Source organism: Cupriavidus sp. UME77 (genome assembly GCF_014170355.1).
Taxonomy (GTDB): domain Bacteria; phylum Pseudomonadota; class Gammaproteobacteria; order Burkholderiales; family Burkholderiaceae; genus Cupriavidus; species Cupriavidus basilensis.
The window spans coordinates 243,944-269,642 of the sequence record NZ_LZZU01000032.1 but is presented as its reverse complement, the minus strand read 5'-3'; the positions used below and the strand labels follow the sequence as shown (position 1 = coordinate 269,642).

At 64.7% G+C, this 25,699-nt stretch carries 25 protein-coding genes; 15 read left to right on the top strand and 10 right to left on the bottom strand.

Features of this window, described 5'->3' with window-relative positions; genetic code table 11:
• Positions 1–48: 48 nt before the first annotated feature.
• A complete protein-coding gene (aspA, locus tag A9975_RS13145; protein ID WP_183033140.1) occupies positions 49–1,476 on the bottom strand; it encodes an aspartate ammonia-lyase in 1,428 nt (475 codons plus the stop codon).
• Between the two features lie 338 nt (positions 1,477–1,814).
• Between aspA and A9975_RS13140 the strand changes: the two genes are divergently transcribed.
• The 3 genes from A9975_RS13140 to A9975_RS13130 all read left to right on the top strand — a co-directional run bounded on the left by A9975_RS13140 (position 1,815) and on the right by A9975_RS13130 (position 5,721).
• Positions 1,815–2,936, top strand: a complete 1,122-nt coding sequence (locus tag A9975_RS13140; RefSeq protein WP_183033139.1) for an asparaginase — start codon at positions 1,815–1,817, stop codon at positions 2,934–2,936.
• Between the two features lie 201 nt (positions 2,937–3,137).
• Entirely contained in the window at positions 3,138–4,103 is a 966-nt protein-coding gene (locus tag A9975_RS13135) for a LysR substrate-binding domain-containing protein (protein WP_183033138.1), read from the top strand.
• 574 nt (positions 4,104–4,677) lie between these two features.
• Complete coding sequence (locus A9975_RS13130; protein WP_150991758.1) at positions 4,678–5,721, top strand: rod shape-determining protein; 1,044 nt, start codon at positions 4,678–4,680, stop codon at positions 5,719–5,721.
• Positions 5,722–6,046: 325 nt separating this feature from the next.
• Here the strand turns inward: A9975_RS13130 and ggt are convergent, their stop codons facing one another.
• The 4 genes from ggt to A9975_RS13110 form a co-directional block, all read right to left on the bottom strand.
• Entirely contained in the window at positions 6,047–7,912 is a 1,866-nt protein-coding gene (gene ggt, locus A9975_RS13125) for a gamma-glutamyltransferase (RefSeq protein ID WP_183033137.1), read from the bottom strand.
• A 29-nt stretch (positions 7,913–7,941) separates the two neighbouring features.
• Positions 7,942–8,814: a MurR/RpiR family transcriptional regulator gene (locus tag A9975_RS13120; RefSeq protein ID WP_183033136.1), complete on the bottom strand. Its 873-nt coding sequence runs from the start codon at positions 8,812–8,814 to the stop codon at positions 7,942–7,944.
• A 296-nt stretch (positions 8,815–9,110) separates the two neighbouring features.
• Positions 9,111–9,680, bottom strand: a complete 570-nt coding sequence (locus A9975_RS13115) for a cysteine hydrolase family protein (protein WP_183033135.1) — start codon at positions 9,678–9,680, stop codon at positions 9,111–9,113.
• A gap of 413 nt (positions 9,681–10,093) precedes the next feature.
• On the bottom strand, positions 10,094–11,011 hold the full coding sequence (locus tag A9975_RS13110) for an MBL fold metallo-hydrolase (protein ID WP_183033134.1): 918 nt from the start codon (positions 11,009–11,011) through the stop codon (positions 10,094–10,096).
• Positions 11,012–11,132: 121 nt separating this feature from the next.
• Between A9975_RS13110 and A9975_RS13105 the strand changes: the two genes are divergently transcribed.
• Positions 11,133–11,582: a heavy metal-responsive transcriptional regulator gene (locus tag A9975_RS13105; RefSeq protein WP_183033133.1), complete on the top strand. Its 450-nt coding sequence runs from the start codon at positions 11,133–11,135 to the stop codon at positions 11,580–11,582.
• A gap of 181 nt (positions 11,583–11,763) precedes the next feature.
• Here the strand turns inward: A9975_RS13105 and A9975_RS13100 are convergent, their stop codons facing one another.
• Positions 11,764–12,726 carry a hydroxymethylglutaryl-CoA lyase gene (locus A9975_RS13100; RefSeq protein WP_183033132.1) on the bottom strand — a complete coding sequence of 321 codons (963 nt, stop codon included), beginning with the start codon at positions 12,724–12,726 and terminating at the stop codon, positions 11,764–11,766.
• Positions 12,727–12,927: 201 nt separating this feature from the next.
• Here A9975_RS13100 and A9975_RS13095 point away from each other — a divergent pair, with 201 nt between their 5' ends.
• Complete coding sequence (locus A9975_RS13095) at positions 12,928–13,842, top strand: LysR family transcriptional regulator (protein ID WP_183033131.1); 915 nt, start codon at positions 12,928–12,930, stop codon at positions 13,840–13,842.
• Positions 13,843–13,863: 21 nt separating this feature from the next.
• Here A9975_RS13095 and A9975_RS13090 read toward each other — a convergent pair whose 3' ends face one another.
• The 3 genes from A9975_RS13090 to A9975_RS13080 form a co-directional block, all read right to left on the bottom strand.
• Complete coding sequence (locus A9975_RS13090) at positions 13,864–14,844, bottom strand: tripartite tricarboxylate transporter substrate binding protein (RefSeq protein ID WP_183033130.1); 981 nt, start codon at positions 14,842–14,844, stop codon at positions 13,864–13,866.
• A 51-nt stretch (positions 14,845–14,895) separates the two neighbouring features.
• A complete protein-coding gene (locus A9975_RS13085; protein WP_183033129.1) occupies positions 14,896–15,756 on the bottom strand; it encodes an NAD(P)-dependent oxidoreductase in 861 nt (286 codons plus the stop codon).
• A 139-nt stretch (positions 15,757–15,895) separates the two neighbouring features.
• Positions 15,896–16,609 carry a GntR family transcriptional regulator gene (locus A9975_RS13080; protein ID WP_183033128.1) on the bottom strand — a complete coding sequence of 238 codons (714 nt, stop codon included), beginning with the start codon at positions 16,607–16,609 and terminating at the stop codon, positions 15,896–15,898.
• 421 nt (positions 16,610–17,030) lie between these two features.
• Between A9975_RS13080 and A9975_RS13075 the strand changes: the two genes are divergently transcribed.
• Positions 17,031–17,672, top strand: a complete 642-nt coding sequence (locus tag A9975_RS13075; protein WP_183033127.1) for a 4-carboxy-4-hydroxy-2-oxoadipate aldolase/oxaloacetate decarboxylase — start codon at positions 17,031–17,033, stop codon at positions 17,670–17,672.
• A gap of 113 nt (positions 17,673–17,785) precedes the next feature.
• Here the strand turns inward: A9975_RS13075 and A9975_RS13070 are convergent, their stop codons facing one another.
• Complete coding sequence (locus A9975_RS13070) at positions 17,786–18,310, bottom strand: TetR/AcrR family transcriptional regulator (protein WP_220810720.1); 525 nt, start codon at positions 18,308–18,310, stop codon at positions 17,786–17,788.
• A gap of 240 nt (positions 18,311–18,550) precedes the next feature.
• Between A9975_RS13070 and A9975_RS13065 the strand changes: the two genes are divergently transcribed.
• The 9 genes from A9975_RS13065 to A9975_RS13025 are packed head-to-tail and all read left to right on the top strand — an operon-like array spanning position 18,551 to position 25,625.
• Complete coding sequence (locus A9975_RS13065) at positions 18,551–19,372, top strand: alpha/beta fold hydrolase (RefSeq protein WP_183033125.1); 822 nt, start codon at positions 18,551–18,553, stop codon at positions 19,370–19,372.
• 4 nt (positions 19,373–19,376) lie between these two features.
• Positions 19,377–19,673, top strand: a complete 297-nt coding sequence (locus A9975_RS13060; RefSeq protein ID WP_174425342.1) for an extradiol ring-cleavage dioxygenase — start codon at positions 19,377–19,379, stop codon at positions 19,671–19,673.
• A 20-nt stretch (positions 19,674–19,693) separates the two neighbouring features.
• Positions 19,694–20,533 (top strand): protocatechuate 3,4-dioxygenase, encoded by an 840-nt coding sequence (locus A9975_RS13055; protein WP_183033124.1) that lies wholly within the window; start codon positions 19,694–19,696, stop codon positions 20,531–20,533.
• A 43-nt stretch (positions 20,534–20,576) separates the two neighbouring features.
• Positions 20,577–20,921 carry a non-heme iron oxygenase ferredoxin subunit gene (locus A9975_RS13050; RefSeq protein ID WP_183033123.1) on the top strand — a complete coding sequence of 115 codons (345 nt, stop codon included), beginning with the start codon at positions 20,577–20,579 and terminating at the stop codon, positions 20,919–20,921.
• A gap of 19 nt (positions 20,922–20,940) precedes the next feature.
• Positions 20,941–22,341 (top strand): aromatic ring-hydroxylating dioxygenase subunit alpha, encoded by a 1,401-nt coding sequence (locus tag A9975_RS13045; RefSeq protein WP_183033122.1) that lies wholly within the window; start codon positions 20,941–20,943, stop codon positions 22,339–22,341.
• The gene (locus A9975_RS13040) at positions 22,338–22,889 is read left to right on the top strand and encodes a 3-phenylpropionate/cinnamic acid dioxygenase subunit beta (protein ID WP_183033121.1); all 552 of its coding nucleotides are present in this window, start codon (positions 22,338–22,340) and stop codon (positions 22,887–22,889) included. The genes A9975_RS13045 and A9975_RS13040 overlap by 4 nt, the downstream gene beginning before the upstream one ends.
• A gap of 2 nt (positions 22,890–22,891) precedes the next feature.
• Positions 22,892–23,695 carry a 3-(cis-5,6-dihydroxycyclohexa-1,3-dien-1-yl)propanoate dehydrogenase gene (gene hcaB / locus A9975_RS13035; RefSeq protein ID WP_183033120.1) on the top strand — a complete coding sequence of 268 codons (804 nt, stop codon included), beginning with the start codon at positions 22,892–22,894 and terminating at the stop codon, positions 23,693–23,695.
• A 52-nt stretch (positions 23,696–23,747) separates the two neighbouring features.
• On the top strand, positions 23,748–24,788 hold the full coding sequence (locus A9975_RS13030) for a nitronate monooxygenase family protein (RefSeq protein ID WP_183033119.1): 1,041 nt from the start codon (positions 23,748–23,750) through the stop codon (positions 24,786–24,788).
• A gap of 54 nt (positions 24,789–24,842) precedes the next feature.
• Positions 24,843–25,625 (top strand): 2-keto-4-pentenoate hydratase, encoded by a 783-nt coding sequence (locus A9975_RS13025; RefSeq protein WP_183033118.1) that lies wholly within the window; start codon positions 24,843–24,845, stop codon positions 25,623–25,625.
• Positions 25,626–25,699 lie beyond the last annotated feature (74 nt).

Genomic DNA, 25,699 nt, shown 5'->3' with positions numbered 1-25,699 from the left:
GGGCAGGGCGGGGCCGCGCTTCGCACCGGACGCGCCTTGCCCCCCGGATCAGCGTGCGCGGGGCGCCAGGCTCAGCGGGGTTGGCTGCGTCAGCACTTCCGGGCGCAGGATCTGGTCGAGTTCCTCCCGGGTCAGCAAGCCCTTTTGCAGCACGATCTCGTACACGCTGCCGCCGGTGGCATGGGCCTCCTGCGCCACGGCGGTGGCATTGGCATATCCGATGTAAGGGTTCAGGGCCGTCACGATGCCGATGGAGTTCTCGACCGTGGCCCGCAGGCGCTCTTCGTTGGCGGTGATGCCGTTGACGCAGCGCTCGGCCAGCGTCAGGCAGCCGTTGCGCAGATGGCTCACGCTCTTGAACAGGCTGTGCGCGATGATCGGCTCGAAGGCATTGAGCTGCAGCTGGCCGGCTTCGGCCGCGAAGCTGACCGTGATGTCGTTGCCGATGACCTCGAACGCGATCTGGTTGACCACCTCCGGGATGACCGGATTCACCTTGCCGGGCATGATGCTGGACCCTGCCTGCATGGCCGGCAGGTTGATCTCGCCCAGGCCGGCGCGCGGGCCGCTGGACAGCAGCCGCAGGTCGTTGCAGGTCTTGGAGAGCTTGACCGCCACGCGCTTGAGCACGCCGGAGAGCTGCACAAAGGCGCCGCAATCCTGCGTGGCCTCGATCAGGTTCGGCGCGGTCATCAGCGGAATGCTGGTGATCTCCTTGAGCCGCTTGAGGATCAGCGGCGCGTAGTCCGGGTGCGCGGTAATGCCGGTGCCGATGGCGGTGGCACCCATGTTGATCTCGCAGATCAGCAGGGCGGCCTCGCGCAGCCGTTCCTCGTCCTCGCCTAGCATCACGGCGTAGGTGCTGAACTCCTGGCCCAGCGTCATCGGCACGGCGTCCTGCAGCTGGGTGCGGCCCATTTTCAGGACATGCCTGAACTCTTCGGCCTTGCGCTCGAAGGCGCGCCGCAGCACGCCCATGGCATCCACCAGGCCCAGGATGCCGAACCAGGTGGCGATCTTGAGGGCGGACGGGTAGACGTCGTTGGTGCTCTGGCCAATGTTGACCTGCTCGTTCGGGTGCAGGTACTGGTACTCGCCCTTGTTGTGCCCCATCAGTTCTAGCGCGCGGTTGGCGATGACTTCGTTGGCGTTCATGTTGGTCGAGGTGCCGGCGCCGCCCTGGATCACGTCGACGACAAACTGATCGTGCAGCTTGCCGCCAAGCAGTTCCGCGCAGGCGGCGACAATGGCGTCGCAGCGGGGCTCGTCGAGCAGGCCCAGTTCGTGATTGGCCAGCGCGGCTGCCTGCTTGATGCAAGCCAGGGCCTTGATGAGCTCGGGGTAGATGGAGATGGGGGTGCCGGTGATCGGGAAGTTCTCTACCGCGCGCAGGGTGTGCACACCGTAGTAGGCATCGGCCGGGACCTCGCGATCGCCCAGGAGGTCATGTTCGGTTCTAAAGGTTCCAGCGGTCATTGCATTGCTCCTCGCAAATTTGCATCAGGGAGGAGTTGACTTTAGGTAATCCGCCGGCAGGTAGCGACCATGATGCGAATTTGTCATGGCGCGGCGCGAATTACTCATGCGGCCCCCGCGCTACCGGTAAGGCGCCCGGAGCGGCTGGAGCGCGGCGGGCGCAGGCCTCGCGGGGTGATGCTTTTTCCGCATACTTCGCCGCGAATTTTGCATCGCCCTATCAGGGCTTATACGGATACGGGCGCTTTTGGGTTGCCGTATCATCGCCCGCTCACCACCCATTATCACCATTTGGCGGGCACTTACCCAGCGCCTGATTCCAATGCATGGAGAACACCATGAAGCGTTTTGCACGTCTTAACACCCTCAGCGCCTTGCTGCTTGCCGCCAGCCTGACCGCCGGCGTTGCCCATGCCCAGCTTGCTCCTTCCGCCCCTGCCGCCGGCGCGCCGACACAGGCCAGCGAAGCCCGCAAGGCCAATATCGTGATCATCGGCACCGGCGGCACCATTGCCGGCGCGGGCGCTGCCGCCACCAATACCGCCGCCTACCAGTCGGCCGTGGTGCCGGTGGACAAGATCATCGCCTCGGTGCCGGAGATCTCCAAGATTGCCAACGTCAAAGGCGAGCAGGTCTTCCAGATCGGCTCTGAGAGCTTCAACAACGAGCGCCTGCTCAAGCTTGGCAAGCGTGTCTCGGAGCTGCTCAAGCAGCCGGACGTGGACGGCATCGTGATCACCCACGGCACCGACACCATCGAGGAAACCACCTACTTCCTCAACCTCACGCTCAAGAGCGACAAGCCGGTCGTGGTGGTGGGATCGATGCGTCCGGGCACGGCGCTGGGCGCGGACGGCGCGCTTAACCTGTACGACGCGGTGCTGGTGGCGTCCAGCCCGGAGTCCAGAGGCAAGGGCACGCTGGCGGTGCTGAACGACGAGATCCACACCGGGCGCGACGTCACCAAGACCAACACCTTCAAGATCGAGACCTTCCGCTCGCCGTTCGGCCCGCTGGGCTACGTGGTGGAAGGCCGCACGCTGTACTACCGCCTGCCGGCCCGCCCGCACACCATGCAGACCGAATGGGACATCGACAAGATCGACAAGCTGCCTGAAGTGGCCGTGGTGTACGCCTACGGCAACGTCAATCCGGCCAGCATCGATGCCGCGGTGAAGAATGGCGCCAAGGCCATCGTCTATGCCGCCACCGGCAATGGCAGCGTGGGCGACTACATGGTCGAGCCGCTCAAGGCCGCCCGCGCCAAGGGCGTGCAGATCGTGCGTGCCTCGCGCACCGGCAGCGGCGTGGTGGTCCGCAACGCCGAGCAGCCGGACGACAAGTACGACTGGCTGGTCACCGACGACCAGCTGCCGCAGAAGGCACGCATCCTGATGGCGCTGGCACTGACCAAGACCAACGACACCAAGGAACTGCAGAAGATCTTCTGGAAGTACTGAGCAAGCACTGAGCGAGCATCAGTCGGGTACTCGGCGCCTTGCGCTTGTCCGCGTGAGGCCGGGGAGGGATGTTGCAATTTCGGAATAATGTGGCGCAGAATTTGCACGGTGCTATCGGCTTTCACCGTTTTTTGCAGCGCCGTGCTGCCGTATGATGTGCCAGAGACAGCGCGTCCCCCCTGATGTTGAGTACATTCCAATATGGAAACCAAGTGGCTTGAAGACTTCCTGTGCTTGGCTGAAACGCGCAGTTTTTCGCGCGCGGCAGCCGACCGGCATATCACCCAGTCGGCGTTCAGCCGGCGCATCATGGCCCTTGAGGAGTGGCTGGGCGTCAGTCTGGTTGACCGCAGCGTGCATCCGGCAATGCTGACCACGGCAGGCTGGCTGTTCCGCCGGCTGGCCGCCGACCTGTTGCGTGACGCTTATGCCGCACGCGCGCTGCTGAGCAGCCGCCAGCCCCTTGCCGAGAGCGACAAGGTCATCCGCTTCTCGGTGGCGCACACCCTGGTCTTTACCTTCTTCCCGTCCTGGCTCAAGTACCTGCACGAGCGTTTCGGCTCGTTGAGCGCCTGCGTGCATGCGGTGAACGTGCCGGAAGGCGTGCAGCAACTGGTGGATGACGATTGCGACATCCTGCTGGGCTACCACCATCAGCAACTGCCGATCCTGCTTGACCCGAACGGCTTTCCGTTCCTGATGCTGGGCGTCGAGCGGATCCTGCCGTTCTCGGCGCCGGACAAGCAAGGGCAGCCGATCTTCCGGCTGCCGGGCACGAGCGCCAATCCCTTGCCCTTCATGGCCTACTCATCCGGCGCGTTCCTTGGCAACGTGGTCGAGATGATCCTGCTCAATGCGCCGGAGCCCTACGGGCTGCAGCGCTGCTTCGAGACCCATATGTCGGAGGCCCTGAAGGCCATGGTCGTGGCCGGGCACGGGGTGGGCTGGTTGCCGGAGAGCTGCGTCAGCGACGAGATCAAAGAGGGCAAGCTGGTGTTGGCGGGGCCTGCTTCATGGGCAACCAGCCTCGATATCCGCCTGTACCGCTCGGCGGCCAGCCCGAAGCCGCTGGTCGATGAGCTGTGGTCCTTTATCAGCCACGTGCGGGACCCGCAGTTGATGCTGATGGGCAAGACCGCGGAATCGAGCGACTGCGGGATGCCGTAAGGCGAGGTCCCGGGCCACGGTGGTTGGCGGCTCTTTTCCACGACGACGTATCGCACGTCGGCAATTCTCTTCTTTGCCTTCTTCAGGCGTTCGCGAACCTGTTCCCAGCGGGGTCGTTGCTCTGGTATGCGTGCGTGCACGGCTTGCGCCGCTGGCCGACGGACGCCGTTTTTGAGCGGGAAAACCTCTGCGCAAGGTATCATTCGTTCCCGGTGAATACTCAGGTCACGCGCTGGAGTGGTGCAAGTACGGCGCACGCCACTCATCAGGCCAAGGATGTTCCGGTTGAGGCTCGCCAGCGCTTTTGTGATCCTGGCGCTGCTTCAAATATGTGGCCTGTTCAGCGGTTGCCCGGTGGCCGATTTCGCCACCAAGCCGCATGTCGGCTATGGCCGCCCCCGGGTTTTTGCCGCTCATACCAAGTGACGGAGCGCCGGCCACCGCCGAAGGCCGCTTCGCTCGACGCGCGACGCATGCAGGCTTGCTGCATGCGCCGCTATTCATAGCCTGCTTGTCGCCAGAACTGGCGCCCGCCGGTTCGCATGCTTGCGAACCACCAGATGAAAGTTTCCTGATGTTTGGATTTCTCCGTAGCTACTTTTCCAACGATCTCGCGATCGACCTCGGCACTGCCAACACCCTGATCTACATGCGCGACAAGGGCATCGTCCTCGATGAGCCCTCGGTGGTCGCGATTCGCCAGCAGGGCGGCCCCAATCCCAGGAAGACCATCGAGGCGGTGGGCAAGGAAGCCAAGCAGATGCTGGGCAAGGTACCTGGAAACATCGAGGCCATCCGCCCGATGAAAGACGGCGTGATCGCCGACTTCCGGGTCACCGAGCAGATGCTCAAGCAGTTCATCAAGATGGTGCACGACACCAAGCTGCTGCGGCCATCACCCCGCATGATCATCTGCGTGCCGTGCGGCTCGACCCAGGTCGAGCGCCGCGCCATCCGCGAATCCGCGCTGGCCGCCGGCGCCAGCCAGGTCTACCTGATCGAGGAGCCCATGGCGGCCGCGCTCGGCGCGGGGCTGCCGGTGTCGGAGCCGTCCGGCTCGATGGTGGTGGATGTCGGCGGCGGCACCACCGAGGTCGGCGTGATCTCGCTGGGCGGCATGGTCTACAAGGGTTCCATCCGCGTGGGCGGGGACCGGTTCGACGAGGCCATCGTCAACTACATCCGACGCAACTACGGCATGTTGATTGGCGAGCAGACTGCCGAGGCCATCAAGAAGACAATCGGCTCGGCTTTCCCGGGTTCCGACGTCCGCGAAATGGAGGTCAAGGGCCGCAACCTGTCAGAAGGCATCCCGCGCGCGTTCACGGTATCGTCCAACGAAATCCTGGAAGCGCTGACCGAACCACTTAACCAGATCGTGTCGGCGGTCAAGATCGCGCTGGAGCAGACCCCGCCGGAACTCGGCGCCGATATTGCCGAGCGCGGCATGATGCTCACCGGTGGCGGCGCGCTGCTGAGCGACCTGGATCGCCTGCTGGCCGAGGAAACCGGCCTGCCGGTCCTGGTGGCCGATGATCCGCTGACGTGCGTGGTGCGGGGCGCGGGCATGGCGCTCGATCGCATGGACAAGCTTGGCAGCTTCTTCTCCTACGAGTAACGGCTCGCAGGTCGCAACGAAGAAGGCGGCTGACAAACCTGAAGCACTAGCCTGAGCCGCAGGGCGGGCCAAAGCCGCGCGCCATGACGACGGCTGTCTCTCCCTCGCCCCTCAGGGGGAGAGGGCCGGGGAGAGCTGTGGCTTAGCTAGGAGCCACTAGAAGCGAAGCCCGTGGTGTTTTACAGCACGACGGCGTAGCGAGCGCCCGCCCTCTCCCCCCGCCCCTCTCCCGCATGCGGGAGAGGGGCGCACGGCAACGCAGTCCCGGCGCTTCGAAAGCGCCGAGAGCGCCGATAGAACCAGCAGCACCATTGCGCAACCGCGCTTAATCCCCCAATGCCACTCCCTCGCGGCGCGGGTCGGCGCCGCCGGCCCAGGCCCACGTGCCATCGGGGCGCTGGCGGCGCATGATGGCCTGCGTGCCGCTGGTCATCTCGATCTGCGCGACCTCATGCCCGCGGTCTTTCAGGCCTTGCACCAGGGCCGGGCTGACCAGGCCGGCTTCCAGCTCCGTTGGCCCGTTGCGGCTGCCGAAGTTGGGCATGTTGATGGCCGCCTGCACGTCCATGTTCCAGTCCAGCAGGCCCACCAGTGTCTTGGAGACGTACTCGATGATCTGCGAGCCGCCGGGCGACCCCACGGTTGCGACCAGCTTGCCGCTGTCGCGCTCGAACACCAGCGTGGGCGCCATCGACGAGCGCGGGCGCTTGCCGGGCTGCACGCGGTTGGCGACGGGCTTGCCGTTCTCGCTCGGCACGAAGGAGAAGTCGGTGAGCTGGTTGTTCAGCACGAAGCCGCGCACCATCAGGTGCGAGCCGAAATAGCTCTCCACGGTGGTGGTCATGGAAATCGCGCCGCCGGTGTCATCCACCGCGACGATCTGCGAGGTGGACACGCGCGGCGGCGAGCGGTCCGGCGCCAGCGCGACGGTGACTCCGGGAGGCACGCCGGCCTGCGCCTTGCCCATGCTCCCCTCGCCGATCAAGCTCGCGCGGCTTGCCAGGTAGTCGCGGCTGAGCAGCCCCGCCACGTTGACGGGCACGAAATCCGAGTCCGCCACATAGAGGCCGCGGTCCGCATAGGCCAGGCGCCCGACCTCGGAAAGGGCGTGCACAGCGTCGATGCCCGGCTCGACACCGGCAGGCGTTGCTACCTGTTTCGGCGTGAGCGCGGCAAGCGCGTATTTCGGGTTCCTGGCCTCCAGCGCCTGCAAGGAGCCGAGCATCTGCGCAATCGCGATGCCACCTGACGAAGGCGGCGGCATGCCGCAGATCTTCCAGCGCTTGTAGTCGCTGCAAATGGGCTCGCGCTCCTTGGCGCGGTAATCTTTCAGATCAGCCAGCGAGAGCGAGCCGGGGTTGGCGCTGCCGTTGACCTGCTTGACGATCTCGCTGGCAATCGGGCCGGTATAGAGCACGTTTGGCCCGCGCAGCGCGATCTCGCGCAGCGTCTTGGCCAGCGCCGGATTCTTCAGCATGGTGCCGACCGGCCTGGGTTTGCCGTCCGGCGTCAGGAAGTAGGCTGCCATCTCGGGCGAGGCCGGGAGGAACTTGTCGGCGGCGATCTGCGTATAAAGGCGCGGCGAAATCGGGAAACCCTGCTCTGCCAGCGCGATGGCCGGCTCGAACAGCTTGGCCCAGGGCAGCTTGCCATGCTGGCGGTGCGCCAGTTCCAGCGCGCGCAGCACGCCGGGGGTGCCCACCGAGCGCCCGCCGATCTGCCCTTCGCTGAAGCTCATGGGTTTGCCGTCGGGGCGCATGAAGAGATTCTCGCCGGCGCCGGCGGGCGCGGTCTCGCGGCCGTCATAAGCCTGCACGCGTTTGCCGTCCCAGTACATGATGAAGGCGCCGCCGCCGATGCCGGTGGCTTGCGGCTCGACCAGCGTCAGCACAGCCTGCATGGCAACGGCCGCATCGATGGCCGTGCCGCCCGCGCGCAGAATCTTGCGGCCGGCTTCGGTGGCCAGAGGATTGGCGGCCGCGGCCATGTGCTTGTTGGCGTAAGTGGTCGTCATGCCCTGGCGGTAGCCGGACGAGACTTCCGGTGCCGCGGGCAGGGCGGTTGACGTGGGAGCGGTTGTGGCCGGCTGCGTCGAGGACACCCCGGTTTGCGTCGAGCATGCGCTTAGCAGGGCGAGCGCCAAGGCCAGCGGGCTGCCCCGGCGTATCAATGAAAACTGCTGAGTGGCCATTTCATTTTTCTCCTGAAAGGAAAGGCATTCTAGAAATCGATGCTTGCCCCCTCGGGGGTGGCAGAGCTGCGTACGGCCTCGATGGCTTCGAGCCGGCGCCTTGCCTCCTCCGGGAAGCGGGCAATGAGGGCGGCAATCAAGGTCTCGCATTGCGCCAGCGCGGGTACCTTGGTATCGAACGGCGAGCCGGTCTGCACAAAACTGCTTAGTGTGGCCGTGGCGAAGCCGGCAATCGGTGACTTCCACTCGTCGGTAAACAGGATGATCCTTGCGCCCTGGCGATGCGCCGCGGCGGCAAAGTCGATGACGCTTTTCTGATAGCGGCGGTAATCGAAAACGACCAGCGCATCGTTTGGCCCGATGTCGACCAGTACCTCGTTCGCCCGCTCCAGGGCAGGCTCGACGAGGCGGACCTTGGGCCGGATATGCGTCAGGTGCGACGCGAGCCGCGAGGCGAGGAACAAGCTCGATCGTCCGCCGGTGCAGAACACGGCGGACCGCGCGTTGCCAAGCAACTCGACGGCGGTGTTGAAGTCCTCCGGCGAAGCGTGCTGCGCCACGCGTTCGACCGACATCGCCAGGCTTGCCAGCGAACCCTTCTGGAAGTCTTCTCCGAGTGCGGCGTCGCCCGGCGCGCCGAGCCGGGACAGCGGCGAATTCATTGCCTCGTCGACCTCCGCCAGGAGCGCTCGCTGAAATGACGGGTAGCCGTCGAATCCCAGCTTCACGACCATCCGGTACACCGTCGGATCGCTGACCCCGGCTTGCCCCGCGAGGTTGGAGATGGAGGTCAGCGCGGCACTCGGGTAGCTGGCGAGCAGCGTTTCCACTACCTTCAGCTCCGACGTGGTGAAGCCGGCGGCCTGGTCTGCCAGCATTTCCCTGATTGATAACCTGGCCAACCCGCTCTCCGAAAAAGGGACTGCCGGGCCACTATGCGGTGCGGCAGCGTGATGTAATAGATATTACATTTCGTGAAACAAAGCGGAGAATATCATTTGGGTAGCTCGGCAAAAACCGCGTAGAAACCCTCGGTTTCGCCTGACGGATGCTGTGTGGATTGTTTTTCAGTGAAGCACCCGGCTCAGCCCTCAGGTCTTTTTGTAGCGTACGTTACAAAGTGCCGCCGCGGGCCGCTTCGGACAGCGCACGACGACCTTGTCGCCATCCACGAACACCGGACGAACGCATTGCGAGGCTAGCGACGCGGCGTTGAATGTTGTACGAACAGGCAGTCCGCCGCGTTCACCAGTTGCACGAACGGCCCGCCCAACGTCCGGTTGTGATGCGCAATGATGGCCTGCGCCGGCAGCACCGGCGTGTCCATGCAGGTATGTCCGTCCGCGACCAGCACCGGCCTGAAGCCTAGCTCCGCGGCGGCACGGCAAGTCGTGTCGACGCAGTACTCCGTCTTCATGCCGACAATGACCAGCTCGGCAACGCCGGCATCCGCCAGCCAGCCTGCCAGCCCGGTTCCGGCAAAGCAGCTGGGCCGGGCTTTATCGAACACCGTGTCCGCCACGGCATCCACCGCAAGCTCGGGAAGCAGTTGCGACAGCGCGCTGCCGGGCTCCAGCGGAGATCCCAGCGGGCCGGTGTGGCGCACGGCAAAAATGGGTGCGCCCGCTTCGCGGGCTTTAGCGATGAGCGTGTTGATGGTGGCGAGGACGCGCTGCCCTTCATAGGGCTTCTGCGGACCGTTGAACATACCGACCTGCATGTCGATGATCAACAGGGCGGAACGTCCGGGGCTTGCACTGCTTGGCATGGTGTTTCTCCTGTGATGCCAGCGCGGGCGCAGAAACCAAAAGGCCCCGTCCATCGCTGGCGGGGCCTTGGGGTGAAGACTTGAGCGGCTTATTCCTGGCTCATGGTCCGACCACACGACCCGCCATCAGCGGTCGTGGTAGTGGTAGTGGTAGTGGTCGGGGTGTTGCGAGCCGGGAAGTGCATCTGCGGATCATGCAGCAGGCCCGGCTGGGCGTCAATATCCGGCGTGGCTTCAACGCGCCAGCGCACGCTGGCGAATGTCCTCGAAATCCGCCGGCGGGGCGTGCCGCGTCAGGCGCGGCCCGGCCTGCGAAACCTGCGCGGGCACGTCATCGAATCGGTCAGCAGCGCCTGATGCAGGTGTCAGGAGAGTCTGCACGGAATGGGGAAGGCGCCGGCCTGAACGTCACCTCATTCCACCCAGGCTGGGAAGTATCCCAGTGACGTCTGTACCGGCCCATCGTGCGCCGGAACCACGACAATATCCGGATGCCTGCCCGCCAGCGCGCGAATCTGATCCACGGCATCCTGGGTTTGTTCAATGTCGCCATCCACCAACCAACGTGCTGCCCAGAACTTCGGGCTGCCAAGCTTCAATGCCTTCGCATTCCAGACTGCATCGCCCACCAGGAAGTACTGTGCACCGGAGTCGACAGAGATGAACATGCCGATCGAACCGGGGGTATGACCGAGAAGAGGAACGAGCACGACCGTGCCGTCTCCATAGAGATCCCGGCTGTTCGCGAACCCTTTGTATGACACCGGTTCGAATGCCAGGCTTTTCCATTTGATCGATTGCGCGCTGACTTGCGAGGGCCAGCTGCCGCCGACGCCAGCGGTAGGGCGCCTGATCACCGACAGCTCCGCGGGATGCACCAGCACCGTGGCATTCGGGAAGTCGCTAATGCCGCTGGCATGATCCCAGTGACTGTGGCTCAGGATAATCGTTTGAACGGGTTCCATGCCGGCGCGCAATAGCTGGTCGATCACCGGGGCCACCGGATTCTCGTACTTGAAAAACAGGCTTTGCCACCAAGGCATATCTTGCCGATATTGATCGGCCACCTTCGAGCCCAGCCCTGCGTCAAACAGCAGCGTGTCCGTGCCGTGTTTCACCAGGAACGCGGAGAAGTTACTGCTCACCTTGCGCGTGAAGCTCCCGCCGGAGTAGACCAAGGCCTCGGTAACGGATAGCTCCGCGGTTCTGATGATCGCAAAAGCTACCTTGGGTTGGCCCGAAGTCGATGGGCTGCCTGGTGCCGAGCCATTGTCGGCGATAGCAGGCATGGCAATAGCAGACAGCAGTAGAAGAACAAGCATACGAAACATGGCGTCACCTTTGTCGATGGTTCCGGGATCCTGTGGAGTGCATCCCACGCGCACCTTAAACCTTGGTGTAGACTCCAAGGTCAAGACAAATCAGGGACGTCGCGTTTGACGGGGGCCACAGGTGAACATCAGCGAGTTGGCGAAGGCAGTTGGCACAACTACAGATACCCTGCGTCACTACGAAAAGGTGGGACTGTTGGCGCCGCCCGCTCGGCTGGGCAATGGCTATCGTTCATACGACACCCAGGCCGTTCGGCACATTCAATTCATCCGTAGCGCGCAAACGCTCGGGTTCTCGCTTGCCGAGATTCGGGAAATCATCCCGCAATTGATTGATGGCAGGTTTGGCCGGGCCGAGATAGAGCAACGCTTGAGCGCCAAGATCGGACAAATCGATGCCCATATCCAGGCGCTTCAGTCCTTGAGAATGGAGTTGGTCGCAACGGCCAACTCCTTATCTTGTCCTCCGGGGGCTCCGGTCACCATGGCATCCGCGACTAAAGTTCCCGTGATCCATAAGGACAAGTTGCATACGGAGAAGAGAATCTCACCGCGCCCCGGCAAGCGATGACACCGTCGGACAAGGCGCGTTCTCCTCGACTCTCGCGATGAACTTCTCGATGGTTCTCATGTTCCGACCACACGACCCGCCATCAGCGGTCGCTGTAGTGGTCGTGGTCTTGAGGGCAAGGAAGTGCACGCGCATTGCCGGATGCTGCAGGCCGGGCGGGACGTCAATATCCCGCCCAGCCTCAGCGCGCAAGCGCACGCCGGCGAATGTCCTCGAAATCCGCCGGCGGGGTGTGCCGCGTCAGGCGCGGCCCGGCCTGCGAAACCTGCGCGGGCAGGTCGTGCTTGAGGAGCTTGCGCAGCGTGGCGGCAGCGCCGAGCAGGCCGGGCAGGTGCATGCCGGTGTCATAGCCCATGCAGTCGAACAGATGCACCATGTCCTCGGTGGCGACGTTGCCGGTGGCGCCCGGCGCGTAGGGGCAGCCGCCGATGCCACCAAGCGACGTGTCGAAGCGGCGGATGCCGGCTTGCACGGCGGCCACCGCATTGACCAGCCCCATGCCGCGCGTGTTGTGGAAATGGGCGGTGAAACCGAGCCTGGGAAAGCGTGCCTGCGCGGCCTCGCACAGGGCCTGCACCTGGTTGGGGTACGCCATGCCGGTGGTGTCGCATAGCGTGATGCCGTGCACGCCCAGCTCGGCAAAGCGGGCGACCCATCCAAGGACAGCTTCGGCCGCGATCTCGCCTTCCATCGGGCAGCCGAATACGCAGGACAGCGAGACGTTCACCGGCACGCCGCGTTGCGTGGCGAGCGCGATCACGTCCTGCAACTGGCTAAACGATTGCTCTTGCGTCATGCGCAGGTTGGCTAGGTTGTGGGTCGCGCTTACCGACATGACGAGGTTGAACTCGTCGGTGGCGGACTCCAGCGCGCGCTGTGCGCCGCGCACGTTCGGCACCAGCGCGGTGTACACCACGCCGGGCGCGCGCCGGATACGGTGCATGACCGCCTCGGCATCCTTGAGCGCCGGGATGGCCTTGGGCGACGTGAACGACGTGACTTCGATCTTGGCGAAGCCCAGGCCGCCCAGCGCGTCGAGCAGGGCGACCTTGTCATCCGTCTCGATGAAATCGCACTCCATCTGGAAACCGTCGCGGGTCGCCACTTCATTGAACTGCAGGCGGATGCCTTGGCCGTGATGCATGCTTGCACTCCTTTTGCGGGTTGCGGATGACGCGCCGGCCAGCCACCGGCGGCTTGATCCTGGCTGTGTTCGCCAAGCCATGGTGCCGCCGTCATGGCTCGGGCCGTTCCCGCCACTCTATGGGCGCGGCGCCGCCGGCGGAATTGCGATCTCCACAATCCGGCTTCGCAAAACGCGAAGGACCCGCGCTAGAATGCGCCAATGACCTGGCCCCTCAATCCCGCCCGAGTAGATTTCGTGACGCTGCGCCTGTTCTGCGCGGTCGTGCAGACCGGCAGCATTACGCAAGGCGCGGCCGCCTGCCACCTGGCCTTGTCGGCGGCCAGCCGGCGCTTGTCGGATTTCGAGGAAACCACGGGCTTCCAGTTGCTGGAGCGCACGTCCAAGGGGGTGACGCTTACGCCAGTGGGCCATATGGCCATGCAGCATGCCATGCGCCTGTTCCAGGGCTTCGAGCGCTTCAGCGCGGAGCTGCAGGACCATTCACGCGGCTTGCTGGGCCATGTGCGGCTGTGGGCCAATATGTCCGCCCTGACGGAGTTCCTGCCTGCCAGGCTTGCCACCTTCCTGGCGCAGCATGCGGGGGTTCATGTGGAAGTCGAGGAGCAACTCAGCGGCGATATCGCCCGCGCGCTGGTGGACGGCCTGGCGGATATCGGTGTGTTCTCGGAAGGCACGCCCACGGATGGCCTGGACATCAGCGATTTCCAGACCGACACGCTGGTGCTGTTGTGCTCGCGCCGCCATCCCCTTGCGCGCAAGCGGCGCGTCGATTTTGCGAGCTGCCTGGAGTACGACATGGTCGGGCTCAATCGCGGCAGTGCGCTGCTGGAGCTGACCTCGCGCGCGGCGGAGCAGGCCGGGCGGCCGCTTCGGCTTCGCATCCAGGTCCGCAGCTTCGACGCAATGTGCCAGATGATTGCGGCCGACCTTGGCGTAGGCGTCCTGCCGCAAGCCGTGTGCCGCGCCCAGGCCAAGGCGCTGGGGCTGCATAGGGTCGGCCTGTCGGACGATTGGGCCAGCCGGCGGCTTCTGCTGGCAACGCGCTCGGGCGTGCCCTTGTCAACCGCCGCGCGGGTTCTCGGGGAGCATCTGCGGCAGGCCGGCGTGCCCTGACCGGATCCGCGCCTGGCAGGCTTATTCCACCTTGGCGCCCGATTCCTTGATGATCTGGCCCCAGCGCGTGGCCTCGCTCTTCATGTAGGCCGTGTATTGCTGGGGCGTGCCGCCAAGGATGTCGGAACCCTGGGCGATCAGCTTGGCGCGCACCGCCTCGTCCTTCAAAGTCCTGTCAGTCGCTTCCCGCAGTTGCTTGACGATGGACTCCGGCGTTCCCTTTGGCACCAGGATGCCTTGCCACGCGCCCATTTCCAGCGAGCTCATGCCGCTCGCTTCCTTGATCGTCGGGATCTCCGGCAGCAGCGTCGAGCGCTTGGCGCCGGTGATGGCCAGGGCTTTCAGCTTGCCGCCCTTGATCAGCGGTTGGGCGTCGCTCAGCGGCAGGAACATGAACTGCGTGGAGCCGGCGATCAGGTCGGTGATCGCGGGCGCGCTGCCCTTGTAGGCGACATGGGTCACCTGGATGCCGGTTTCCTTGGCAAAGAGCGCGCCGCCGAGATGGAGCAACGCGCCGGCACCGGATGACGCGTAGTTCAGCTTGCCGGGGTTTGCCTTGGCGTAGGCCACCAGTTCATGCACGTTCTTCACCGGCAGGCCTGGCGTGGTGACCAGGACCAGCGGCACGATGGCGGTGAGCGAGACCGGCACGAAGTCCGCGAACGTATCGAATTGCACGTTCTGGTACAGCGCCGGGGCCAGCACCACGGCGGAGGTGCTGTAGAAGATGGTGTAGCCATCGGCCGTGGCGCGCTTGGCCTCCGTTGCCGCGATGTTGCCACCGGCGCCGGGCTTGTTGTCCGGCACGACGGACGTGGACAGCTGCTTGCCGAGGCCCTGCGCGACGATGCGCGCGTTGATGTCGGCCGAGCCCCCGGGCGGGAAGCCGACGATCATCCGGATCGGCTTGCCGGGATAGGTGTCCGAGGCCAGCGCGGGCGTGGCCGCGATGGCGGGCAAAACAATGGCCGTCGCCAGCAATGCATGGGCGAGTTTGTACATGGTGTCTCCTTTTTATTTTGAAAGCGGATTCGGGCGAAGCGAGGGGGCCGGCTATGGCTGGTTGGACAGCAGCCAGCCAAGCGCGTCCTGGATCGTGGGGTTGTCCTGGATGGGATGCGCATCCAGCGCCGTGGCCGTGGCCCTGAAGCGCGCTTCGACACCGGGCAGGACCAGTGAGGGAAGCCCGGCGCTTGCGAGTTCTTTTTGCGCTTCCACCACCTCGTGCGTGCGGCGCCGGGCGTGGATGGTGTGGGTGCGGACCAGCATGTCGATAAAGCCGGCCAGCGGCGCTTCATCGATGTCGCGCAGCACGCCATAGAGCTTGTCGCGCACGCCTTGCTTCTCGGCGGCCATCAGCAGCTCCACGGACAGGGCCTCCATGCCCTTGGTGAAGACGCTGCGCAGGATCTTCAGCGAGATCGCATCACCGGCCACGCCGCCTTCCACGGCTTCGGCCTTGCCGCCGGCCGCGTTGACCAGCTTGCAGAATTCGGGGGCGGATGCCCCGGCGCAAAGCAGCGGGGTGCGATGCAGCGACAGCGAGATGGCGCCCATCACGGCCACGTCGACATACGCAAGCCCGGCTGCGGATGCCGCGGCGGCGGCCTTGCGCTTGTCCTCGGGGCTGGCGGTCGTCAGGTCCGCGTAGCTTGCGCCGGCTTTCATGTGCGCATGGCAGCTGCCCGCCACGGCCAGCGCAGCCGAGCCGAATACGCAGGACAAAACCCAGTCGGCCGAGGCGAGCCCGGGGCCGGTTTCCGCATGGACAGGAAGGCCCCAGGCGGTGGCGAGTTCCTTGCCCGCGGGCGAGAGGTGGGTGTCGCAGAGGTGGAGCTGCACCCCCGGCAGGCTTGCCAGGGCAGTGGCGTAGCAACGGCCGACTTCCCCCAGGCCAATGATTGCGATGTTCAAGACTATCTCCTGGCTGATTTCGGCCAAGAGTACATAAAAAAAACAGTCGCAACAATCTGAAATGACTAACCTGCGGGTATACCTTTAAGATTTCAGCCGATCTTGCGAGTGTTTTCGCGGGATCGTGCTGGATTTGTACTCAATTTGTTTTGTCGGTGGCTTCGTCGCCGGCGTCGGCATCGTGCTGCAACCCCGCCGGCGCCGAGTCCAGGCGGCGGCTCATGAAGCGCTGGTTGGAGATATGGAGGTGGACCGACATAAGCTGCGCGGCCAGCTCGCCGTTGTGCAGCTCCATCGCCAGCACGATGTCCTGGTGATGATGCAGGCTGCGCCTGAGGTCATCGAGTTCATAGAGGAAGAACGAGCGGACGATGACCGGCATGTCGATCATCGTCTCCAGCATGGACTTCAGGCGGTTGGAGCCGGATGCCTCCAGCAGCAGGCGGTGAAAGGCGCTGTTCGCCGCCTGTATTTCCGCGATGGCGTCATCCCCTTTGGCGCCGGCTTCGATCACGGCGGCCATGCGTGCGTTGCAAGCCTTGAGCGCGGTGATGGTCTGCGCATCCGCCCGCTCGGCGGCAAGCCTGGCCGCGTACGGCTCCAGCAGCGAGCGCAGGCTGAACATCTCCTCGATGTCCCAACGCGTCCAGCCCGCGACAAACACGCCGCGGCCGGTCTGCGCCACGGCCAGCCCGTCGTCGATCAGGCGCTTGAGCGCGGCCCGCACGGGCGTCCTGCTGACGCCCATTTCCTCGGCGATGTGTTCTTCCTTCAGCTGTGTGCCCGCGGTGTAGTGACCTGCCACGATGCGCTTTTTCAGCTGCTCGTAGGTCTGTTCGCTTCCTTTTTTCATAGCTGGCTTTGTTCTTTCCGGGGCGTGCCCATGCCGGGCGGCGCGCGATGTCCTCGGCGCGACTGGGATGCAAATTGCGCGCAAGCGTGCACACCATGCGCGGCGGCAATCGTATCAGACCACGTGTCGGCCCCGGAAAACGCCCCTTGGGGCGGCGGGCGGGAATGCCCATTGTTTGGATGAGGTGGTTAGCGCACCTTTCGTTGCTTCATGTATTCAGTTTGTATTGATCCTTGCTGCAGGCTGGGTGGTTTTCTGCTTTATTAGCTGTATTTTTCTTGTTCAATCCTTTCCTTGCCTTTGATTGTACTTTTTTTGTATTATCGGGGGATCGCAAGCGCGTTGCAGGCGTGCGCGGGCAAGCAGGCGGCCGCAAGAGCCCCCTCTACTTCAAGACACCAAAGGAAACGAAAGGAAAGCCATGACCATCTCCCCGGAACAGATCACGCGCCTGAAGGCGCTCGGCGCGGCCACGATTCACGAGGCGCAAGGGCAGAAGGGCGCGGTCGACGTTGGCCTCAAGCCGCTGGACCCCACCTTGCGCATGGCCGGGCCGGCAGTGACGGTGGACCTGCGTCCCAGCGACAACCTGATGATTCACTACGCGCTGACCAAGACCAGGCCGGGCGACGTGCTGGTGGTCGACGCCAAGGGCTTTCTCGAAGCGGGCCCATGGGGCGACCTGCTCACGCTCGCCGCGCAGAAGCTCGGTCTGGCCGGGCTTGTGGTCAACGGTTCGGTACGCGACGGCAACGCCATCATCGAGATGGGGTTCCCGGTCTTCTGCCGGGGGCTGTCGATCAAAGGCACCAACAAGCATCAGCCAGGCCGCGTGAACGTGCCGGTGAGCCTTGGCGGCGTGGTGGTGAATCCCGGCGACATCATCGTGGGCGACCGCGACGGCCTGGTGGTGGTCGATGCGAACGAGGTAGACAGCGTGATTGCCAGGAGCGCCGACCGGGAGTTGAAGGAAGCGAAGATCCGCGAAGAGCTGGAGAAGGGCAAGACGATGGTCGAGCTGCTCGGGCTGGGGGACACGTTGCAGCGCTACGGGCTGGTTTGACGGCGGGCAGTGCTGCGCGGCGGCAAGTATGCCGCAGCGGCTCGGGGCAGCATAGGGTCGCAGTTAGGGGGCACAGTCAGGGGGGGGGGCACAGTTGTGCCCCTTTTTGCCGTTCAAGGCGCCAGCAGCAGGCGCTCGATGCAGGCCCTGCGTTCTTCCTTCTGCGCCGCGGTGCCCTGGTGGGAAAGGAGGGACTCCGACAATTCATAACTGTATAGTGCGAACGCCCTGGCGCGCGCCTCGGGGATGTCGAACCCGAGTGCGCTGAAGCACTGCGAGATATAGGACAGGCGCTTGGCATCCACCTCGTCGAGCACCTGGCGCACCCGTTCTTCCCGGCGGGCCCAGGCGCGGATGGCAAGCTCCGTTGACGCCGCTTCCTGCGCGGCGGTACCCCGGAACGGCAACGTGAGCAGATCCCGGACCAACTCCCGGGGCGGCAGCCCGCGGCGCTCGAAGCGGTAGATGATCTGCTCGGTGGCCTCATCGCGCCATGCGGTCAGCATGCGCTGCAGCAGGTCTTCACGATCCTTGAAGTGCCAGTAGAAGCTGCCGCGTGTGACTTCCAGTTCCTTGGCCAGCACTTCGACGCGCACCGCGTCTACGCTGCGGCTGACCAGCAGATTGCGGGCAGCCATGATCCAGTCTTCCGGCGTAAGTTGGTTGCGAGGGGCTGCGGAACTTGTCCCCGTGCCTTTGGGCATAGTGCCTCCAATAAATATGATGAGGATTGTACTTCCCCCGTTCAATACACATATGTACGGTAAGATTCTAGGCATCTCCGGGGGTAAACACCGATAAATTCGGCGGAATACTCGCTTGACCGGATTCATTTCCCTTCCTACCATACACATACGTATGTGTATGGAGAAATTGAGATGAGTCAGCATGAAGGCGTCGGCTTGACCTTGACCGCCGCGGAACACCAAACCAACTACTTTGACCAGGGCACGGGCAAGCCGCTGTTCCTGCTGCATGGCTCGGGGCCGGGCGTGTCCGGCTGGTCGAACTGGAAGGGCGTAATGGGCGAACTTGCCAAGACCTTCCGCGTCATCGTTCCGGACATCGCCGGCTTCGGATTTACCGAATTCAAGGAAGGCACGAAGTACGACATCAAGCTGTGGGTGCGGCATCTGGTCGGCATCATGGACGCACTGGATATCGAGAAGGCTTCGTTTGTCGGCAACTCCTTTGGCGGCGCGCTCTCCGTGGGGCTGGCCGTGTTCGATCCGAAGCGCGTCGAGCGCCTGGTGCTGCTGGGCACGCCGGCAGGGGAGTTCGAGCAGACGCCGGGCCTGCGCTCGGCATGGGAGTACGAGCCGTCGCTGGAGAACATGGAAAGGACAATGCGCCTGTTCCCTTTCGACCAGTCGATCATCACCCCAGAGATGGTGCAGTCCCGCTACGAGGCCAGTGCGCGTCCCGGCGCACAGGATGCGTTGCGCAAGCTGCTGCCCAAGCCGAACGCGGAAGGTCCGACCCTCGTCAAGGGCTTCCCGCCGGCTGCCATCGCCAAGATCGAGGCGCCTACGCTGGTGTTGCACGGACGCGAAGACCGCGTGGTGCCGCCAGCATGCGGCCAGTTGCTGGCAAGCACGATCCCGCAGGCGGACCTGCACCTGTTCGGGCAATGCGGGCACTGGGTCCAGACCGAGCGGCGCGCCGATTTCCTGAACCTGGTCGGCAACTTCTGCGCATAAGACCATGAGCCGCAACGTCCTCGAAAAGGTCCTTCACCAGCTCACGGTGGATCGCTCGGCCAAGCAGCGCTTTCGCGACGATGCCGATGCCTACCTGCGGCGCTTTGCCCTCAGTGAGGCCCAGCGGGCCATGTTGATGCAGTTCGATGTGCTTGGCCTGCAGCAAGCGGGTGTCAACCCGATGCTGACCATGGGCTTCTGGCAGGAGCTGTCCCCGGAGCGCGACATGCGCGCCTACATGAAGAAGCTGCGCCCGGTCGGCTCGGCCGAGACGTTGCACAGCGCGGCCTTGAAACGCTAGGAACAGGAGCAGGAACAAAGATGGGAAAGATCGTAGGTGGCTTCCTGGTGCCCCATGACCCGGTGATGTTCGTCGCGCCCGAGGCGCCGGCACCCGCGGTGCGCGAGCGCATGTGGAACGCCTTCAAGACTTGCGCGGCGCGGCTGGCCGGGCTGGCGCCCACCAGCGTGGTGATCGTGGGCGCGGACCACTACATGCTGTTCGGCACGGCTTGCCTGCCCAGCTACCTGATCGGCACGGGCGATGTCGATGGCCCGCTCGATGCCATGCCGGGCCTCAAGCGCGGCGTGATACCGAACAGCGAAGCGCTGGCAGCGCATATCGCTGCCGAAGGCCACGCGAACGGGTTCGACTGGGCGGTGGCGCGCGCGCTGACGGTGGATCACGCCATCGGCATTCCGAACCAGCTGATGGTGCAGCCGATGCGGGAAGCGGGCTACGCCGTGGGCACCATCCCGGTGTACCTCGCCGCCGGCGTCGACCCCTATATCCGGATAGCGCGCGCCATCCAGGTCGGCCGCCAGATCCGCGATGCGGTTAGCGCCTATCCCGAGGATGAGCGGGTTGTGGTGATCGGCAGCGGCGGTATCAGCCACTGGGTGGGCACGGCGGAGATGGGCCGGGTCAACGAGGTTTTCGATCGCGAGATCCTGGCCTATGCCGAACGCAACGACCTGCAGGCGCTTGCTGCGCTAAGCGACGAGTACATCCTCGCCAACGGCGGCAATGGCGGCATGGAGATTCGGAACTGGGCCTGCGCCATGGGCGCGCTGGAAGGCGCGCGCGGCGAGACCATCGCCTACGAGGCCGTCCCGGAATGGGTGACCGGCCTGGGCTTTGTCCAGCTGCACCTGCAGTGACGCAATATCCGGCGCTTGCGCCGGGCAAGAAGGAATGACAGCGATGAGCAATAAAGTTCTCCTGATCCAGCGTGAAGCGCTGGCGCCGGGCCAGGTGTGCAAGGTCGAGACATCGGCCTGCCCGCTGGCGGTCTACAACATCGACGGCGAGTACTTCGCCACCAGCGATGTTTGCACGCATGCCACGGCATCCCTGTCCGAAGGCGAGATCGTCGATGGCGACCTGATCGCCTGCCCGGTCCACGACGGCCAGTTTCATATCCCGACCGGACAGGCCGTCGGGTTCCCGTGCACGGTCGACCTGCGCACTTACAAGATCATCGTCGAGGCTGACCAGATCTACGCCGATCTCGACGAAGAATCCGAAGCGGCGTCGTCGGCTATCTGAAGCCATTGAGAGAGTGAACATGACACACGACTGCAGCGGCAACTGCGAACGCTTGCGCAAGGATCCCGCCAGCGCGCCCCTGCGCGACCTGGATCGCCTGTTGGACCTGAACGCTGGCAGGCTGTCGCGCCGCGTCTACTGGGACCAGCGCATCTACGAGCAGGAACTGGAAAAGATCTTCGCGCGCAGCTGGCTCTTTCTCGCGCATGAATCGCAGATTCCCAAGGCTGGCGACTACGTCACCACCTATATGGCGGAAGACAACGTGATCGTGGTGCGGCAAAAGGATGCTTCCATCCGTGCCTTCCTGAACACCTGCCCGCATCGCGGCAACAAGCTGAACTTTACCGACGCGGGCAACGCGCGCAGCTTTGTCTGCAACTACCATGGCTGGAGCTTTGGCATCGATGGCGCCTTGCGTGGCATGGCGGGGCAGGAGCTGTTCGAGGCCAGCGGCATGGACCGCTCGGAACACGGGCTGCACCCGGTTGCCAAGGTGGCGAGCTACAAGGGGCTGGTGTTCGGCAACATGGATCCGGACGCGCCTTCGCTGGAGGACTTCCTGGGCGACTTCCGCTACTACCTCGACGTCATGCTGGACATGGACGGCGAGGGCACGGAATTTATCGGCAGCTGCGTCAAGTCGGTGATCAACTGCAACTGGAAGGTCCCGGTCGAGAACTTCATCGGTGATATCTATCACGCGCTGTGGACGCACGACTCCGCCGCGCGCGCCATGCTTGGCGGCCCGGTGGCCGAGGTCTTCAAGGATCCGGATTCGTACCATGTCAATGTCAACGGGCACGGCTGGGAATTCAACCTGGATGTCGTCGGCAATGCCGCGACCCTGGGCGACAAGGAGATCCGCAAGTACCTGTACGGGATCCAGCCCAAGGTGGCCGAGCGGCTTGGCGAGTTCCGCTCGAAGATGATCGGCTCGATTTCCTCGGTCAGCGTCTTCCCGAACCTCTCCTTCCTGCCGGGGCAGAACACCTTCCGCGTCTGGCATCCGCGCGGCCCGGGCAAGATCGAGCTGCACACCTGGACCATTGTCAACAAGAGCGCGCCACAGGACATCAAGGATCGCTGGCTGAAAGGCACCATGCTGACGTTCTCGCCCTCCGGCGTATTCGAGATGGACGACGGCGAAAACTTCGAGTTCTCCACCCGCACCAATGCCGGCTTTGTCACGCGCCAGCAAGACCTGTACATGGGCCTGGGCCTCGACTCCCGGCTGGAGGGCAGCGAGCTGCCTGGCAACGTCTATCGCAACCAGGTAAACGAAGCCAACCACCGCGCGTTCTACCAGCGCTGGCTGGACCTGATGCAGGCGCGCGCCTGGGATGAAGTTCCGGTGCGCGATAAGCCAAGCTTGCCTGAGAGCGCGTTCGTCAACGACAGCCTGAAGGAGGTCGCATGAGCGCGCTCCCGCAACGGCTGCCGCAGGCCATGGCGCTGCAGGCGGTGGACCTTGCCACCGCCCATCGGGTGCAGCAGTTCCTCTATCGCGAGGCGCGCCTGCTCGACAGCGAGGCATGGAGCGACTGGCTGGCACTGATGGCGGACGACATTCACTACTGGATGCCGGCCATCGAGAACCGCCGCCGCGCGGACAAGCTGGGAGCCTACGGCGTGGGGCGTGGCGCGTATTTCGACGACAACCACTTCGACCTGGAACGCCGCGTGGCCCGCTTCAGGCAACCCTCCGCATGGGCCGAGGACCCGCCGACCCGCCATGTGCACGTGATCAGCAATATCGAAGCGTACGCGGGCGCGGCCGATGACGAGTTCATCGTGCATTCGGTCTTCGTCAACTACCGCAGCCGGGGCGAGGCGGACAACGATCTGTTGCTTGGCCGGCGCGAGGACGTGCTGCGCGCCCATGGCGAGGATTTCCGGATCGCCCGGCGCAAGATTGTCATCACGCAGTCCCTGCTGATGTCCAAAAACCTCAATACCTTCTTCTGACCATGGGCTGGCTCGATAACGATGTGGCGTTGGTGACCGGCGCCAACTCAGGCATTGGCCTGGCGGTCACCCGCAGATTCCTGGCCGAGGGCGCAGCCGGCGTCGGCGTCCTGGTGCGCAACGCGCAGAGCGCTGACGCCATGCGCGCAGAGTTTGGCGACCGCGTGGCGATCACCGTGGGCGACGTGCGCTCGGAAGACGCCAATGCGCAGGCGGTGCAGGCCACCGTCAAGGCCTTCGGCAAGCTCGACACCCTGGTTGGCAACGCTGGCGTATGGGACCACTTCGCCACGCTGCGCAAGCTGGAGCCGGGTGTGGTCAGCGCGACCTTTCGCGAGGTGTTCGACGTCAACGTGCTGGGCTACCTGCTGGCCGCCCATGCTGCCGCGCCCGCACTGCGTGAGAGCCGCGGCAGCATGATCTTCACGCTGTCCAACGCCAGTTTCTATGCCGGCGGCGGCGGCCCGGTCTACGTGGCCTCCAAGCACGCCTGCGTGGGCCTGATCCGGCAGCTGGCCTACGAGCTGGCGCCGGAGATCCGCGTGAACGGCGTGGCCCCCGGTGGCACCGTAACGCCGCTGAAGGGCCCGGAATCCCTTGGCAAGCACGAGGCCCGGCTGTCAGAGATCCCCGGCTTCTCGGACGCCGTGGCCAACGCGATGCCGCTGGGCTTCATCGCCCAGCCGGAGGACCACACCGGGCACTACGTGCTGCTGGCCTCGCGCAGCAATTCCCCGGCCACCACGGCCGCCATCCTGCAAAGCGACTGCGGCTGGGAAGTCCGCGGGCGGCCAGGCCGGCGCTAGCCGAACAGCAAGAGACAAGAACGAAACATGAACAAGACATGAACGAGACAAGATGAACGCCCCCAACGCATCGCTCAACGCCGCACCTAACGCACCCCCTCGCGCCTCGCATGCTGCCGTGCGCAGCGTCTTCGCCCGCGCGCGCCTGCCGGTCATGGGCGCGCCCATGTTCCTGGTCTCCGGCCCGGAACTGGTGGCCGCCAGCCTGAAGGCCGGCATCGTCGGCACCTACGCTGCCCCGAATGCGCGCAACCTGGCCGCGCTCGATGCGGCGCTGGCGCAGATCGCAGCCGAGGCCGCCCAGCACCCGCAAGCGCCGTGGGCACTGAACATGATCGTCCACAGCAGCTATGACCGCTTCGAGGCGGAAATGGCACTGGTGGAGCGGTATCGCCCAGGCATCGTGACCACCGCGCTGGGCAGCCCCCGGCGCGTGCTCGAGCGCGTGCACGGCTACGGCGGGCTGGTGATGGCGGATGTCATCTCGCCGGCGCTGGCCCGCAAGGCGATCGACGCTGGCGTCGACGGCCTGGTGCTGGTCACCAGCGGTGCCGGCGGCCACACCGGCACCTATCACCCCTTCGCCTTCCTGGCGGAAGTGCGCCGCTTCTGGGACGGCCCGATTGGGTTGGCGGGCGCCATATCCAGCGGTGCGGAAATACGGGCCGCGCAGTTGCTGGGCGCCGATTTCGTGGTGGTCGGCACCCGGCTGATCGCAACGCGGGAGAGCATGGCGGCGCCCGCTTACCGCGACATGCTGGTGGCCAGCCATATGGAGGACCTGGTCCAGTCCACCGCCGTATCGGGCGTGATGGCGAACTGGCTCAAGCCGACGGTTGCGGCGGCGGGGTTCACCGCCGACAAGCTCAAGGAGGAGAAAAGGATCGATTTCTCCGGCGACATTGCCTCGGCGCCGAAGGCATGGCGGGACGTGTGGTCGGCAGGCCATGGTGTCGGCGCCATCGATGCGGTCGGCTCGGTCGAGGACGTGGTCACGGCGCTGGCTGACAGCTATGCCGCCTGCCTGGCGGCAGAAGCCGAGCAGACCCTGCAGTTGCTGCCGAAGTATCGCGCGGCCCGGGCCGCCGCCTAGCCTGGCGGACAAGCAGGCAATGACCAGACAACAAGCATCACGAGGTAGACGACGATGAAAGATACCCCCATCCAGCAGGCGGCCGAGGCTCTGTACCAGGCCCGCCGCGAGCGCCGTCCCATCGCCAGGGTCTCGGAGACCTTCGGCATCGACGGACTCGAGGCGGCCTATGCCGTCGCCGCCGCCAACACGGGACGCGCGCTGCGCGAAGGCCGCGTCATCAGCGGCAAGAAGATCGGCCTGACATCGAAGGCCGTGCAGGCGCAACTAGGTGTCGACCAGCCGGATTTCGGCGTGTTGTTCGCGGACATGGAGTTCCTGTCCGGCGCGGCCATTCCCTCGGGCTCACTGATCCAGCCGAAGGCGGAAGGGGAGGTCGCCTTCGTCATCGGCCGCGATCTTGACGGCGAAGCGATGACCTGGGGGCGATTCCTCCGTGCCATCGAATTCGCATTGCCCGCCATCGAGATCGTCGACAGCGCCATCCAGGACTGGAAGATCACGCTGGTCGATACGGTGGCAGACAACGCGTCCTGTGGCCTCTACGTGCTCGGCACCGATCCGAAGCGCGTGACCGACCTGGCGCTGGCCGATTGCGCGATGCGTTTCACGCGCAATGCCGAACCGGCGTCGGAGGGCAACGGCGCCGCCTGCCTGGGCCACCCGCTGCATGCCGCCTGGTGGCTGGCACGCACCATGGCCGTGATGGGCGAGCCGCTGCGGGCTGGCGACGTTGTGCTCTCTGGCGCGCTTGGGCCCATGTTCAAGATCGGCAGCGGCGACGCGCTGCATCTGGAGATCGAAGGGCTGGGGCAGGTGCGCTGCCACGTGGATTGACGCTAACGCCCGTCGCAAGAGCGGGCGATTCGGAGACAACAATGGGAATCAAATACGCCGCCGCAATTGCGGCG